The organism is Tessaracoccus luoxuelianae, assembly GCF_054483915.1.
The window spans coordinates 1,254,258-1,268,165 of sequence record NZ_CM137013.1; the positions used below are offsets into that span (position 1 = coordinate 1,254,258).

Here is a 13,908-nt window from a genome sequence, read left to right on the forward strand (position 1 = left end):
CACTGGACACGACATGTCGCGCTCAGGCGGTGTCGTCGTAGACTTCCGCCCATGCGTGTTGGAGTCTTCGGCGCGACCGGGCAGGTGGGCGGCGTCATGCGTCGCCTCCTGGCGGAGCGCAATGTCCCGGTTGAGCAGATCCGTTACTTCGCCTCGGCGAGGTCGGCGGGCAGGGCGCTGCCCTGGGGTGCGGGAGAGGTGGTCGTCGAGGACATCGAGACGGCGGACTTCGCCGGCCTGGACGTGGCCCTGTTCTCGGCCGGTGGGTCGACCTCGAAGCTGTGGGCGCCGCGCGTGGCCGAGGCCGGCGCCACCGTCGTGGACAACTCGTCGGCCTGGCGGATGGATCCGCGGGTCCCGCTTGTGGTCTCCGAGGTCAACCCGGAGGACGTCGGGCAGGCGGAGCTCGGCATCATCGCCAACCCCAACTGCACCACGATGGCCGCCATGCCGGTCCTCAAGGCACTCCACGACGCAGCGGGCCTCGAGTCGCTGCAGGTGACCACCTTCCAGGCCGTCTCCGGGTCGGGAGTGAAGGGCGTCGAGGCGCTCGCCTCGCAGCTGGGCCAGATCGAGGACCCCCGCGTCCTCGCCCACGACGGCGCGGCATTCCACCCATCAGATGTGGCCCCCTATGTCGCCCCCATCGCCTACAACGTGGTGCCGCTGGCCGGCAGCCTCGTCGACGACGGCGAGGGTGAGACGGACGAGGAGAAGAAGCTGCGCAACGAGTCCCGGAAGATCCTGCACCTGCCGCAGCTGCGGGTTGCCGGCACCTGCGTGCGCGTCCCCGTCTTCTCTGGCCACTCGCTGTCGGTGCACGCCCGTTTCGCCGCGGACATCACCCCCGAGGAGGCCCGCGCGGCGCTGGTGAAGGCGCCGGGAGTGACGCTCGTGGATGTGCCCACCCCGCTGCAGGCCGCGGGCGCTGACGCCTCGTTCGTCGGCCGGATCCGTCAGGACCAGAGCGTGGAGAGCAGGCGCGGTCTGGTGCTGTTCATCAGCAACGACAACCTGCGCAAGGGCGCTGCCCTCAACGCCATCCAGATCGCTGAGCTGCTGATCCGATGAAGCTGACTCTGATCGGCGCAGGGGCGATGGGCGAGGCGCTGCTCGCGGGATGGCTCGCCGCAGGGCATCGGCCGGCGGACCTCTCCGTCGTCGAGCCCTCCGCGGAGCGGGCCGCCGCGGTCACCGCCGCACACGGGGTCCGGGCGGTCCCGCTGTCCGAGGCCGCCGTCGCCGATGTCGTGGTGCTGGCGGTCAAGCCGCACCAGATCGACGGGGTGCTGGAGGAGCTGTCGAGCCGCATCGAGGTGCGGGGGAACGTGCCACTGGTGGTCTCGATCGCCGCCGGCACGCCGATCGCGCAGCTCGAGGCCGGCCTGCCCGAGGGGGCCGCCGTCGTCCGCGTGATGCCCAACACGCCCGCGCTCGTGGGGCAGGGGATGGCCGGGGTGGTGCCCGGGCACCACGCCTCGGCGGAGCAGGTTGAGGCGGTCTCCGCGCTGATGGACGCGGTTGGACGCAGCATCGTCATTCCGGAGACCCGGATCGACGCGCTCACCGCCGTCTCAGGCTCCGGCCCGGCCTACCTCTTCTACGTGGCGGACGCGATGATCGAGGCGGGGGTCCACCAGGGCCTCACGCGCCAGCAGTCAAGTGAGCTGGTGGTGCAGACCTTCGTCGGATCGGCGGCCCTGCTCGCCACAGGGTCGCGGGCCGTCGAGCTGCGCGAACAGGTCACCTCGCCCGCCGGTACCACCGCCGCCGCGCTCCGAGTGCTGGATGATCGCGGGGTCCGCGCGGCGTTCCTGGCGGCGATGGAGGCCTGCGCCGAGCGCGGCCGCGCCATGGCCCGCTGAGAGGGATTGGTCGATACTCCCCAAGAGCGGTTAAGATTCAGAGTCTGGCCCAACGTGGCCAGGCACATCGAAGGCACCCGGATCATCCGGTAATGAAAGGCACACAGTGGGCTCTGTCATCAAGAAGCGTCGCAAGCGCATGGCCAAGAAGAAGCACCGCAAGCTCCTGAAGAAGACCCGCATCCAGCGTCGTCGCGCCGGCAAGTAGTGGCAGCACCCTCACGGGTTCTGCTGCTGACCCGCTCCGGATGCCACCTCTGCGTGGATGCCGAAGCGGTCGTGCGCAGCGCCTGCGAGGACCTCGGGGTGGCCTGGCGTGCCGTGGACATAGATTCCATCGGCTCACTCCAAGCCAGATTCACAGACCATGTGCCCGTCACATTCGTGGACCGGGAGCTACTCAGCTACTGGTTCGTCGACGACGACGCACTGCGTGTGGCTCTCGCCTCGCGTACTCCCCGGGACACGCCAGTCGATTGGATCTCGTCGCTCGCCGACCAGCCCTGAACGGAAATGATCGAAGTGACCGATTCCCTGGAACCGACCTCGCCGGCAAGTCCGCCGGAGTTCGAACCGACCGGTGGGTCGGTCACGTTCGTCGGCTCGGGCCCCGCTGATCTTGGTCTACTCACGCTGTCCGGGTCGCGGGCGATGCGTTTCGCGGACCTCCTCATCGTGGACCCCGCCGCGGACGTTGAGCAGATCAAGGCCATGGTTCCGGCGCACGCCGAAGTGCGGCTGGCAGGGGGAGACGACGAGGTTGCCGAGATCCTCGGCGCCGTCGCGCGGGGGCGTCGCGTGGTGCGGCTGCACGCCGGGGACTACTTCACCGATGCCGACGCCGGTGGCGTCCTTCCGGAGGTCCTTGCCACGGCCGGCATCCGCGCGAACGTGGTGCCTGGCGTCAACCGCTGGAGCGCCGCGCTGTCGTTCGGCGGCGTCACCGCCACCGCCGCGTTCGCCGCCCTGGACGCCAGGGTGGAAGTCCCACACATCGATGACTGGCCCTCGGCCAAGACGCTGATCGTGCGCGCCGCCGGTTCCCTGGCGCGCGCCGTGGCCGAGCAGGCCGCCACGCGGTACGGGCGCGACGGGCAGTGCCTCAGCCTCGTGGGTGTCGGCACGACGGCGCAGGTCAGCGAGGTGCTCACCTGGGGTGAGGTGGACCACGTCGACGCCGCCGAGTGCTATTTCATCGTCGGGCCCGGGATCGAGGAGGCGCGCCGCCAGCGCTACGCCTGGTTCGAGGGCAAGCCCCTGTTCGACTGGCGGGTCATCGCCCCCCGAACCAAGGACGATCTGTCCTCGCTCACCGAGGAACTGGCGCACTACGGTGCCGCCACCGAGCTGGTGGCCACCATGTCCATCGAGCCGCCCCGCACCGAGCAGGGCATGGAGAAGGCCGTTCGCGGGCTGGTGGACGGCCGCTACCTGTGGCTGGTGCTCACTTCGCCGCACGCCGTCGCCGCCATCGCCGAGCGGCTGACTGAGTACGGCCTGGACTCCCGCGCCCTGTCCGGGATCAGCCTCGCCGCCGTCGGCAGGGGCACGGTGGAGGCGCTCGGCCGGCTGGGCCTGGTGGCGGACCTCACCCCGGTCGTCGAGAACACCACCGGCGCGCTGGCCAACGAGTTCCCCGCCTACGACGATCTCATCGACCCACTCAACCGGGTCCTGGTGCCTTCGGCCGACGTCTCGGTGGAGCCCCTCCTCGTCGGTCTGAGCCGCCTGGGCTGGGAGGTGGAGGAGGTCACCGCCTATCGCACGGTCCGGGCCGCCCCGCCGCCGCCTGAGGTCCGCGACGACATCAAGACGGGCATGTATGACGCCGTCGTCTTCACCTCCGCCACGGCCGTGCGCAACATGATCGGCATCGCCGGCAAGCCGCACCCAGCCACGGTGGTGGCAGCGATCGGCCCCGCCACCGCCGCGGCCTGCGAGATGCACGGGCTCCGCGTGGACGTGATCGCAGACGCGCCCACCTTCGAATCACTGGCTGAGGCGCTTGCCCGCTTCGCGGACCGCAGGCGCGCGGATCAGCTGGCGGCCGGTCTCCCGGTCAGCAAGCCCTCGCAGCGCAAGCGCCGCAAGCGGCGCAAGGTAGTTGCCCCGGCAGAGTAGGGTGATGGGCGTGGCAGACGCAACGATCGTGCACGTCATGCGGCACGGACAGGTGGAGAATCCCGGCGCCGTCCTCTACGGGCGCCTCCCTGGCTTCGGGCTCTCAGAGCTCGGGCAACGGATGGCGGCCCGGATGGCGCAACACTGGCGAGACGTGCCCTTGACCCATCTGCGCTGTTCGCCCCTCCAGCGTGCGCAGGAGACCATGGCTCCCACCGCCGCACTCTTTCCCGCGTTGGACGTCACCACAGACGAGCGGGTGATCGAGGCAGACAACAAGTTCGAGGGCATGGTGTTCGGCAAGGGGAACCGCGCACTTCGGGACCCCAGGATGTTCTGGCACATGCGCAACCCTCTGCAGCCCAGCTGGGGCGAGCCGTACACGCAGGTCGTCGCCCGGATGAGGGCCGCCATCTCCGATGCCGCCCTCGCCGCCGGCCCCGGTGGGCAGGCGCTCGTGGTGAGCCACCAGCTGCCCATCTGGATCGCCCGCAGCGACGCGGAGGGCCGGCCGTTGGTCCACGACCCGCGCCGCCGGCAGTGCACCCTGTGCTCCGTGACCAGCTTCACGCTCCGCGACGGCGTCGTGACGGCGGTGGACTACGCCGAGCCTGTCGCGCACCTCCTGCCCGCCGTGCGTGGTCGGCGGTTCAAGGTCGGCACGTGAGGCTTCTCCTCGTCGCAGGGGCCGCCACCGTGCTCCTGGCGGGCTGTGGCGCGCAGGGATCCTCTGACGGAGTCGGCTTCGAGGGCGGCGACGGCACGGTCACGATCGTGCCCGCAGAGGCGCGCCAACCGGCGCCCACGCTCGCCGGGACGGCCCTTGACGGGACTGAGGTCTCGACGGCGGACCACACCGGGAAGATCATCGTGGTCAACGTGTGGGGGTCCTGGTGCGCCCCGTGCCGGGCCGAGGCGCCCGAGCTGGTGGAGGCCGCACGGGAGTTGGGCGAGGACGTCTCCTTCATCGGCCTCAACACCCGTGACCTCGATGTGGCCCCGGCGCAGGCCTTCGAACGGGCTTTCGGCCTCACCTACCCCAGCATCTTCGATCCGGACGGTGAACTGCTGCTCGGATTCGGGCAGCTGCCTCCCAAGGCCATCCCCAGCACCGTGGTCATCGACTCCGAGGGGCGTGTCGCGGCCCGGGTGCTGGGTGAGGTGGACGCCACCACGCTCACGGGTATCGTCGCCGATGTGGAGGCCGGCGGGTGATCCTCCTCGAGTCCTGGGCGGGGGCGGCCCTGACGTCGTCCATGCTGGTGGCCATCCCGGTGGCGATGCTGGCCGGGCTGGTGTCGTTCGCGTCCCCCTGCGTGCTGCCGCTGCTCCCCGGCTACCTGTCCTACGCCTCAGGCCTGGGCTCGGCCCAAATCACGGGAGGAACCGCATCCAAGCGGCTCCTCGTGGGTGGAACACTCGGCTTCATTCTGGGTTTCTCAATTGTCTTCGTCCTCACCGGTGCTCTCATCGGGGGCGTCGGGGCCGCCCTGCTGACCAACGCCAGGGCCATCACGGTGGCGCTCGGCGTGATCATCATGGTGCTCGGCGCGGGGTTCGCGGGCTGGCTACCGGTCCCCAGCGGATGGCGCCCGAGCGTGGCGCCCAGGTTCGGGGTGTGGGCATCGCCCCTCCTGGGGATGGTCTTCGGGTTGGGCTGGACGCCGTGCATCGGCCCCGCGCTCTCGGTGGTGTTGACCCTGGCCCTCAACGAGGGGTCTGCGGCCAGAGGCGGGATCCTGGCCTTCGCGTATGCGCTTGGCCTGGGCATCCCCTTCCTCGCCTTCGCCATCGCGTTCACCGCGCTGGCGCCCCGCTTCGAGTGGATGAAGCGCCACGGGCAGCTGCTGCAGCGGTTGGGCGGCGTCGCGATGATGGTGGTGGGTCTCGCCATGGTGGTGGGTTGGTGGGACGCGCTCATCGCGGTGCTGCGCCAATGGGCTTCGAGCTTCGGAACCATCCTGTGACTGAGGGGTCGCGCAAGGCGCTGGGCCCGGTGGAGCTGGTGAGGTGGGCTTGGGGGCAGTTGACCTCGATGCGGACCGCCCTCATGATGCTCTTCCTGCTGGCCCTGGCCGCCATCCCGGGCTCCATGATCCCCCAACAGAGCGCCTCCCCCATCTCAGTGCTGGACTTCAAGCGCGCCAACCCGTTCTGGGACTCGATCTTCGAGCCATTGGGGTTCTACGACGTCTACACCTCGCCTGCCTTCTCAGCCGTCTATCTGCTTCTCTTCGTCTCGCTGATCGGGTGCATCCTCCCGCGGATCAGCAAGTACCTGGACGCTGTGCGCAAGCCGCCGCCGTCGCTGCCCGCGCGGATCGAGAGGCTTCCCGCCACCGGCCGTGGCACCCTCGAGGCGCCCACCGCTCAGGCGCTCGACGCCGGGGAACAGTGGTTGCGGTCCAAGCGGTACCGGGTCCGGCGCTTCGATGACGGGCTGTCGGCCGAACGCGGCTACATCCGCGAGGCCGGCAACCTCATCTTCCACATCTCCCTGGTGGCGATGCTGATCGGCATGGCCTGGTCCAACCTGTGGGGATTCCACGGCACCGTCGTCGTGGTCGAAGGCCGCGCCTTCGCCAACGTCATCACCCAGTACGACGACTTCACCTCCGGCTCCCTGGTGGACACCGACGGGCTGGAGCCCTTCTCGGTCGGCATCGAGCAGTTCCGCGTCGCCTTCGAGACCGGTGAGGTGCAGCGGGGGGCGGCCCGTCAGTTCGACGCGGACGTGGTGCTGGAGGATTCCTCCGGCGCCCGCGACGCGCTGCTGACAGTCAACGAGCCGCTCATCACCAGCGGTGGGACGCAGGTCAACCTGATCGGACACGGCTACGCACCCGCCTTCACGGTCACCGACGGCAACGGGGACGTGGCCTTCAGCGGCCCGGTGGTCTTCCTGCCCCAGGACGGCAACTTCGCGTCGGTGGGCGTAATCAAGGTGCCCGACGCCCGCCCTCAGCGGTTGGCGTTCGAGGCCTTCTTCTTCCCGACGGCCGTGCTGGACGAGACCGGCCCCCACTCGGTCTTCCCCGACGCGCTCAGCCCGGAGGTCTACCTCAACGCCTGGTCCGGGCCCCCCGCGGAGGAGACCGGTGTTCCCGAGAGCGTCTACACGTTGACCACCACCGGCCTCGCCCCCGTGCAGGGAGACGACGGAGAGGTGCTGCGGGCCAGAATGCTGCCGGGCGCCGGATTCGCGCTGCCGGACGGGCTGGGATCCATCAGTTTCGACGGCTGGGACCGCTGGATGAAGCTGCAGGTCAGCCAGACACCAGGCAACACCATGACGCTCATCTCGCTGATCGTGGGGGTGGCAGGCCTGTCGGTGTCGCTCACCGTCCGGCCCCGTCGCCTGTTCGTCAGAATCGTCGACGGCGAGGCGCTCGCAGGTGGCCTGGACCGCGCGGACGCGGCCAGCGGACTCGACGACGAGGTGGCCGGCGTGTTGGCCTCCGTGACAGATCGTGTGCACAATGGGGGCGCGCCCAGCCAGCAGATGAAGGAGGGACCCGAGACGTGACGTTGTCCGAATGGTCCTACACCGCGATGGTCTACGCGGCCGTCGGGTACCTCCTCGCCTTCGCCCTCCATGCGCTGGAGTGGGCGTCGGCCCGAGGGCTCGCACCCGTCAGGCCAGCCGATGGTTCTGAGGACACCCAACGCACGAGGGTGGACCTGTGGGGGCGGTTGGCGGTAGCAGCCACAGTGATCTCAGCCCTGCTGCACGTGGGCGCGGTGGTCCTGCGCGGTGTCGCCGCGGAGCGCCCACCGTGGGGCAACATGTACGAGTTCGTCACCTCCGCCCTCGCGTTCGCGGTGATCATCTACCTGTTCTGCGTCGCCCGTTTCGGCATGCGCTGGCTCGGGCTCGGGCTCACCCTGCTCTTCACGGTCGGCCTCGGCCTGGCCGTGACCCAGTTCTACGTCGAGGTGTCGCCGCTGGTGCCCGCGCTGCACAGCGTGTGGTTTGTCATCCACATCGTGGCTGCAGCCATCTCCGGCGCGGCGTTCAACGTGGGAGCCGTCGCGTCCGCTCTCTTCCTCGTCCGAGACGCAGCGGAGCGGCGGGCCGCCGCCCGGGGGACCGTGATCAACGGCTACCTCGCCAAGGTGCCCACCGCCCAGAAGCTGGACCTGATCTCCTACCGACTGCACGCCTTCGCCGTGCCGTTGTGGACGTTCACCATCGCCGCGGGCGCCATCTGGGCGCAGTACGCGTGGGGACGGTTCTGGAACTGGGACCCCAAGGAGACGTGGTCCTTCATCACCTGGATCGTCTACGTCGCCTACCTGCATGCGCGCGCGACGGCCGGGTGGCGAGGCCGCCCCGTCGCCATCATCGCGCTCCTCGGGCTGGTCACCTTCTGGTTCAACTTCATCGGGGTCAACCTCCTGTTCAGCGGCCTCCACTCGTACGCGGGCATCTGAGCCGTGGCGTCTGAGGAGGACCTGGACTGGCTCGTCCGGGTGTACGAGGAGCAGGGGGCCACCCTGCACCGTCTCGTCGTGCTCCTCGACGCCGAAGAACAGTCCGGGCGGATCGTGCGCAGTGCTCTGCTGGCCCTCCACCGGCGGGGTCACCGGCTCATCGATCCGGTGGAGCGCGTCGAGTTCCTGCACGAGCACGTGGTCCACCTTGCCCACGCCGTCCGGCCCGCGCAGGCGCCCATCCAGCTTCCAGACGTCGCGGAGGCCAGGCAACAGGAGGTCCTCCGCGCCATCTCGGCGATGCCCCCGCGGATGGCCGAGCTCCTCATCGTCAGCCACTACCTGTCCGTCTTCGGCCCCGAGCTGGCCGGAATCATGCGGATGTCGGTGAATGGGTGCAACCAGCGGCTTGAGGTGGCTTTGGAGACGCTGCGGGCCCGCGTGGGCGACCCTGCGCCGGGAACCTTCCCCGGAGTGCTCGAGTCGCTGTCCCAGGAGGTCACGGCCGCACTCCGGTCAGCCGCCCGCCTCGTCCAGGCGCCCGGAACCGACACCCTCGAGGGTGAGCTGCTGAACCTGACCTCGCTGCGCACCTCGGGCCTCGGCCCGAAGGTGGTGGCGCTGATCACGATGGTGGCCGTGCTGTCGGGCCTGGGGCTGGCGGCGCTGACGCGCCCCACCGCAGCCACCACCGAGGCCGGCTCCCCGGCCCCCACAGTGTCCCCGACGGCGGCGGCCGCCGCGTCGCTGCCGGCGCAGGTCCGCGGCGTTCCGCTCTACTACGTGGACCGCCAGGACGGGAAGCTGTTCCAGGAGCTCCGGGATCTTCCAGCCAGCCCCAACCTGGTGGAGGGTGCGCTCACGGCGCTCCTGACCCTCGCGCCGCTTGATCCCGACTACGAGTCCGCCTGGGGTCCCGGCCAGCTCATCGGCACCGAGATGTCCGGGGAGACGCTCATCGTGGATCTCTCCGGCGATGCGTTCGCGGACCTGACCTCCCCGGAACTCACAGCCAGGGCCCGCAACCAGGTCGTGTACACGGCCTCGGAGATCATGGGGGACCCCGAGCTGAGGGTCCAGTTCCTCTCTGACGGCGGACCGCCCCCCGCCGAGCTCATCAGCGAGGCCGGCTTCACCCGCACGGGACTCGGCCCGATGCCGTCGCTGTGGATCACCTCACCGAAGAACGCCGCCCGGCTCGCGCCCGGACCGGTGGTGATCGTCGGCACCGTCAAGCCCGGCTGGGGAGTCCCGGTGGTCCGCATCACGGACATCGACACCGACCGGGTCGTGGCCGAGACCTCCGCTCAGACCTCGACCGGCGTGAACTCCGACGGCTGGCGGGTGTGGTCGGTCAGCCTTCAGCTGCAGCCGGGCGACTACGATCTGAGCGCCAGCGTGCGGGGCGGTACCCCTCCGACGGTTTCCTCGGAGAACAAGTCCATCCGCGTTCGCTAGCGCGGCCCGAGCCCATCGTCCCCTGAGGAGGGCCGCCCGTCCCTTCGCTCCCTGAGGGGGGCCGCCCGCGGAGCGGCGTGGACCGTCTGTTTCGCTCCCTGAGGAGGGCCGCCCGCGGAGCGGCGTGCCCTGTCTGTTTCGCTCCCTGAGGAGGGCCGCCCGCGGAGCGGCGTGGCCCGTCTCGAAGGGTCGTGACTGCCACCTTGACGCAGTTCTTGTGGTCGGGTGCGGTGAGCCGGGAGTCGATGCCCGGGCGGCCGTTGTCCATGGTCTCGATGTTCCGGTCAGCCGGGTCGGTGGTCGGGTGGTGAGGCCGCCCGGGCATCGCCTCCCGTCTCCCCGCACTCGGTCCTCATGTGGCGTTGCCTTGTCCCGGGTGCGGGCCGGCAGGGCGGCGTTGGGGCCGGGTCTGCTTGGGCGGGATGCCGTTTGGGTGGTCGTCGGGTTGGGCACCGCTGCGCAGTGCCGCCCTGCCGTCCCCCACCCTTGCTGTCTCGACGGGATCACTTGGCTCGGACAGGCAGCCCCCAGGTGGGGCTCACCGATGGCTGGTCGTTCAGCTGGTGGCCACCATCCGCGCGAACCGCGCCTGGAGATGCACCGGGACCAGACGGGTGGCCAACGCCATCGCCGCGTTCTGTGGCCCGTCGACCACCAAAGGCCGATGCGCACGCAACCCGGCGAAGGTGGTCTCCACCACCTGGGAGATGGTCCGGCGACGCCGCATGACCCCGTCGTCGCCGGCGTTGGCGAAGAACTCGGTGTCCGTGGGGCCGGGGCAGATCACGATGGCGCGGACCCCCGTCGAGTACAGCTCCTCCCAGAGCGCGATCGTGAACCGCATCACATAGGCCTTAGAGGCGGCGTAGACAGCCATGGTGGGGATGGGTTGGAAGGCCGCGGTGGAGGCCACATTGATGATCGCCCCGGCGCCGCGCGCCACCATGTGGGGGAGAACGGACCTGGTCAGCTCAGTCAGAGCCACCATGTTGAGTTCCATCTCGTCGCTGACCCGATCCGGGGAGGCGTCCTTGAAGTGGCCCATGGTCCCGAAGCCTGCGTTGTTGACCAGATGGCTCACGTCCAGCTCTGCCATCCGCGCCGCGAGCTTGGCGCGCTCATCCCGATCCGTCAGATCCGCCGGCCAGATCTCCGCCGCCACCCCCGAAGTGGCCCGGATGGAGGAAGCCACGGATTCGAGCAGGTCACGTCGGCGTGCCACCAGAAGGACGTTGTTGCCTTCGGCCGCCAACCTCTCGGCGTACCCCACCCCGAGACCGCTCGACGCACCGGTGACCACTGCCCAGGATCTGCTCATGGCCCCCAGCTTACGGGCCGGGATCGACCCCCACCCCGGCGCGCGGTGGCACCCACTGCTCCACGGCCCGTCCATGGAACAATGGCGCCATGCAGCATTTTGATCTGGTGGTCATCGGTTCAGGCTCAGGGAACTCGCTGATCGACGAGCGCTTCGCCACCTGGAACGTGGCATTGATCGAGCGTGACGAGACCTTTGGGGGCACCTGCCTGAATCGCGGCTGCATCCCCACCAAGATGTTCGTGCTGCCGGCGGACCATGCAGCCGCGCCCTCCGACGCACGACGCCTCGGCGTTGATCTCCAGTACCGCGGCTCGGATTGGAAGGCCATCCGCGACCGCATCTTCGGCCGTATCGACCCCATCTCGGCCGGTGGGCTCCAGTGGCGTGAGCGCTCTGGCAACGTCACGGTCTTCCACGGCGAGGCGCGGTTCGTCGGACCGCAGACCCTGCAGGTGGGAGACGACCGGATCAGCGCGGACCACATCGTCATCGCCACCGGATCACGACCGCGAACCGTCGACGTGCCTGGCCTCGAGGACGTCGCGGGGCTGGTCCACACGTCGGACACCATCATGCGGATCGACGAACGGCCACGTCGCCTCGTGATCGTGGGCGGCGGCTACATCGCGGCAGAATTCGCGCACATCTTCTCAGCGCTCGGCACAGACGTCACCCTCATCAACCGCTCGGACGTCCTGCTGCGCCATCACGACAGGGAAGTGGCGGAACACTTCGCCGCCCAGCTGTCGCGGCGGGTGCATGTGCGCCTCAACCAGCAGCTCAGCTCCCTGGAGGCCGCCGGTCACGGGGCCATGACTGTGATCACCAAGGACCGCAACGGCGTCGAGTACGAGTACTTCGCAGACGCACTCCTGCTGGCCGTCGGGCGGGTGCGCAATGCGGACGCGCTGGACCTGGCCGCGGCCGGCATCAACGTCAGGGCGGATGGACAGATTCAGGTCGACGCCCAGCAGCGCACCAACGTGCGAGGCGTCTGGGCGATGGGTGACGCATCGTCGGACTACCTGCTCAAGCACGTCGCCAACGCCGAGATGCGCACCGTCCAGCACAACCTCCTGCACCCCGACAACCTCGTCGAGACCGACCACCGCTACGTGCCGCACGCCGTGTTCAGCGACCCCCAGATCGCCAGCGTGGGCGCCACGGAGGAGCAGCTGAAGGCATGGGGCGTGCCCTTCGTGGTGGCGCGCCAGCGATACGCGGACGTGGCCTACGGCTGGGCCATGGAGGACGAGGGCCACTTCGTGAAGCTTCTTGCGGACCCCCACACCTGGCACCTCCTCGGCGCGCACATCCTCGGCCCCCAGGCGCCGACACTGCTCCAGCCCCTCATCCAGGCCATGAGCTTCGGGCTACCGGTGACCCAGATGTCGCGGGGACAGTACTGGATCCATCCTGCGCTGCCCGAGGTGGTTGAGAACGCGCTGCTGGGTCTGGTGGACTCGCACCACCCCATCTACCTGGACCGCTGAATGCCGGCCCCATCTGTGCGGCTGTCGCTGGTCTGCGCGGCGGCTCTCGCCGCCGCCGGTTGCGCCCCCGGCCCCACGCTGCCGCCGTCGATGACAACCACCCAGGCCTCCCCGGCGCCCGCATCCCAGGCCACTGAGGCGTCGCCCCCGCCCCTCACTTCTGAACCCACACCCACGCTCACCAGCTGCCGCAGCATCGCCGAGGGGCTCGACGGGCCCGTCAGGGTGGGCCAGCTCTTCATGGTGGGCGTCTCGACCGGCGGCCTGGACCAGACCACCCGCTCCGCCATTTCGCTGGGCCGGGTTGGGTCAGTGGTGCTCCTGGGGAACACCACTTCTGGTGTCGACGGGATCCGCGCCTTGACCGCAGAGCTGGGCAGCCTCGGTACCGCCGAGCTCCCGCTGATGATCGCCGTCGACCAGGAGGGCGGACAGGTGCAACGGCTCCGGGGCCAAGGGTTCGATGCGATACCGGCCGCCACGGATCAGGGCGAGCTCAGCGAGGGCGAGCTGAGGGCCGCCAGCAGCCTGTGGGGGGATCAGCTGAGCATCGCAGGCGTCCACTACAACCTCGCGCCCGTGGCAGACGTCGTCCCGGCGGACAAGCAGCGCAGCAACGAGCCGATCGGGCTCCTGTCTCGCAACTACGGCAACGATGCACCGACGGTCTCGCGCTCCGTCGTCGAGTTCGTCGAGGGGATGGGGGAGGCTGGAATCGCCACCTCCCTCAAACACTTCCCCGGTTTGGGTGAGGTGGTCACCAACACGGACTTCGGCGCCGCCACGGACGACGACATCACCGCCGACCACCCCTCCTTGGAGCCGTTCCGTGCGGGCATCGAGGCGGGCGCGAGCTCCGTGATGATCTCCTCCGCGGTGTTCACCCAGCTCGACCCCGGCGTGGAGGGCGTCTTCAGCAAGGTGATCATCTCGGAGCTGTTGCGCTCCGACCTGGGCTTCGACGGCGTGGTCATCGCCGATGATCTCGGCGCCGCCCGATCCGTGGCGGGGGTCACGCCGGCAGACCGGGCGGTGCGCTTCCTCGACGCCGGCGGTGACCTCGTCATCAACGCCGATCCCACCCTGATGAGCGCCATGATCGACGCCACCGCGGCCAGGGAGGCCACAGACGAGGACTTCAGTGAACGCGTGCTGGACTCCGCCGAACGGGTCCTGCGGCTCAAGGCCTCAGTGGGGCTCGTCGACTGCGGCTGAC

General features: G+C 69.6%; 14 protein-coding genes. 13 read left to right on the plus strand and 1 reads right to left on the minus strand.

Going from position 1 to position 13,908, the window contains the following annotated elements; translation table 11 throughout:
• Nucleotides 1-51 precede the first annotated feature (51 nt).
• The 11 genes from ACX1D1_RS05425 (at nucleotide 52) to ACX1D1_RS05475 (ending at nucleotide 9,878) form a co-directional block, all read left to right on the plus strand.
• Nucleotides 52-1,071 (plus strand): aspartate-semialdehyde dehydrogenase, encoded by a 1,020-nt coding sequence (locus tag ACX1D1_RS05425; protein WP_182782172.1) that lies wholly within the window; start codon nucleotides 52-54, stop codon nucleotides 1,069-1,071.
• Nucleotides 1,068-1,865 (plus strand): pyrroline-5-carboxylate reductase, encoded by a 798-nt coding sequence (gene proC / locus ACX1D1_RS05430; RefSeq protein ID WP_459056223.1) that lies wholly within the window; start codon nucleotides 1,068-1,070, stop codon nucleotides 1,863-1,865. Before ACX1D1_RS05425 ends, proC begins: the two co-directional genes overlap by 4 nt.
• A gap of 106 nt (nucleotides 1,866-1,971) precedes the next feature.
• Nucleotides 1,972-2,073 carry a 30S ribosomal protein bS22 gene (locus tag ACX1D1_RS05435; RefSeq protein WP_002550589.1) on the plus strand — a complete coding sequence of 34 codons (102 nt, stop codon included), beginning with the start codon at nucleotides 1,972-1,974 and terminating at the stop codon, nucleotides 2,071-2,073.
• Nucleotides 2,074-2,126: 53 nt separating this feature from the next.
• A complete protein-coding gene (locus ACX1D1_RS05440; RefSeq protein WP_459056224.1) occupies nucleotides 2,127-2,372 on the plus strand; it encodes a glutaredoxin family protein in 246 nt (81 codons plus the stop codon).
• 15 nt (nucleotides 2,373-2,387) lie between these two features.
• Entirely contained in the window at nucleotides 2,388-3,986 is a 1,599-nt protein-coding gene (locus ACX1D1_RS05445; protein WP_459056225.1) for a uroporphyrinogen-III synthase, read from the plus strand.
• 4 nt (nucleotides 3,987-3,990) lie between these two features.
• Nucleotides 3,991-4,653, plus strand: a complete 663-nt coding sequence (locus tag ACX1D1_RS05450; RefSeq protein WP_182782176.1) for a histidine phosphatase family protein — start codon at nucleotides 3,991-3,993, stop codon at nucleotides 4,651-4,653.
• Nucleotides 4,650-5,201, plus strand: coding sequence for a TlpA family protein disulfide reductase (locus tag ACX1D1_RS05455; protein ID WP_182782177.1), 552 nt, complete (start codon nucleotides 4,650-4,652; stop codon nucleotides 5,199-5,201). Before ACX1D1_RS05450 ends, ACX1D1_RS05455 begins: the two co-directional genes overlap by 4 nt.
• Before the next feature lie 41 nt (nucleotides 5,202-5,242).
• Nucleotides 5,243-5,953 (plus strand): cytochrome c biogenesis CcdA family protein, encoded by a 711-nt coding sequence (locus tag ACX1D1_RS05460; protein WP_459056543.1) that lies wholly within the window; start codon nucleotides 5,243-5,245, stop codon nucleotides 5,951-5,953.
• Nucleotides 5,923-7,512 (plus strand): cytochrome c biogenesis protein ResB, encoded by a 1,590-nt coding sequence (resB, locus tag ACX1D1_RS05465; RefSeq protein ID WP_459056226.1) that lies wholly within the window; start codon nucleotides 5,923-5,925, stop codon nucleotides 7,510-7,512. Before ACX1D1_RS05460 ends, resB begins: the two co-directional genes overlap by 31 nt.
• Nucleotides 7,509-8,420, plus strand: coding sequence for a c-type cytochrome biogenesis protein CcsB (gene ccsB, locus ACX1D1_RS05470; RefSeq protein ID WP_459056227.1), 912 nt, complete (start codon nucleotides 7,509-7,511; stop codon nucleotides 8,418-8,420). The genes resB and ccsB overlap by 4 nt, the downstream gene beginning before the upstream one ends.
• A 3-nt stretch (nucleotides 8,421-8,423) precedes the next feature.
• The gene (locus ACX1D1_RS05475; RefSeq protein WP_182799097.1) at nucleotides 8,424-9,878 is read left to right on the plus strand and encodes a GerMN domain-containing protein; all 1,455 of its coding nucleotides are present in this window, start codon (nucleotides 8,424-8,426) and stop codon (nucleotides 9,876-9,878) included.
• A gap of 556 nt (nucleotides 9,879-10,434) precedes the next feature.
• Here the strand turns inward: ACX1D1_RS05475 and ACX1D1_RS05480 are convergent.
• Complete coding sequence (locus tag ACX1D1_RS05480) at nucleotides 10,435-11,196, minus strand: SDR family NAD(P)-dependent oxidoreductase (protein WP_220489119.1); 762 nt, start codon at nucleotides 11,194-11,196, stop codon at nucleotides 10,435-10,437.
• 89 nt (nucleotides 11,197-11,285) lie between these two features.
• Between ACX1D1_RS05480 and ACX1D1_RS05485 the strand changes: the two genes are divergently transcribed.
• Together ACX1D1_RS05485 and ACX1D1_RS05490 are read left to right on the plus strand one after the other, a co-directional pair.
• Nucleotides 11,286-12,692: a mycothione reductase gene (locus tag ACX1D1_RS05485; RefSeq protein WP_182782180.1), complete on the plus strand. Its 1,407-nt coding sequence runs from the start codon at nucleotides 11,286-11,288 to the stop codon at nucleotides 12,690-12,692.
• Nucleotides 12,693-13,907 carry a glycoside hydrolase family 3 N-terminal domain-containing protein gene (locus ACX1D1_RS05490; RefSeq protein ID WP_459056228.1) on the plus strand — a complete coding sequence of 405 codons (1,215 nt, stop codon included), beginning with the start codon at nucleotides 12,693-12,695 and terminating at the stop codon, nucleotides 13,905-13,907.
• Nucleotide 13,908: the final 1 nt, after the last annotated feature.

What these genes read in the sequence shown, in the direction of transcription:
- ACX1D1_RS05425 (WP_182782172.1), top strand. Translation starts at nt 52, where the DNA reads ATGCGTGTTGGAGTCTTCGGCGCGACCGGGCAGGTGGGCGGCGTCATG.
- proC (WP_459056223.1), top strand. Translation starts at nt 1,068, where the DNA reads ATGAAGCTGACTCTGATCGGCGCAGGGGCGATGGGCGAGGCGCTGCTC.
- ACX1D1_RS05450 (WP_182782176.1), top strand. Translation starts at nt 3,991, where the DNA reads ATGGGCGTGGCAGACGCAACGATCGTGCACGTCATGCGGCACGGACAG.
- ACX1D1_RS05460 (WP_459056543.1), top strand. Translation starts at nt 5,243, where the DNA reads ATGCTGGTGGCCATCCCGGTGGCGATGCTGGCCGGGCTGGTGTCGTTC.
- resB (WP_459056226.1), top strand. Translation starts at nt 5,923, where the DNA reads ATGGGCTTCGAGCTTCGGAACCATCCTGTGACTGAGGGGTCGCGCAAG.
- ACX1D1_RS05480 (WP_220489119.1), bottom strand. Translation starts at nt 11,196, where the DNA reads ATGAGCAGATCCTGGGCAGTGGTCACCGGTGCGTCGAGCGGTCTCGGG.
- ACX1D1_RS05485 (WP_182782180.1), top strand. Translation starts at nt 11,286, where the DNA reads ATGCAGCATTTTGATCTGGTGGTCATCGGTTCAGGCTCAGGGAACTCG.
- ACX1D1_RS05490 (WP_459056228.1), top strand. Translation starts at nt 12,693, where the DNA reads ATGCCGGCCCCATCTGTGCGGCTGTCGCTGGTCTGCGCGGCGGCTCTC.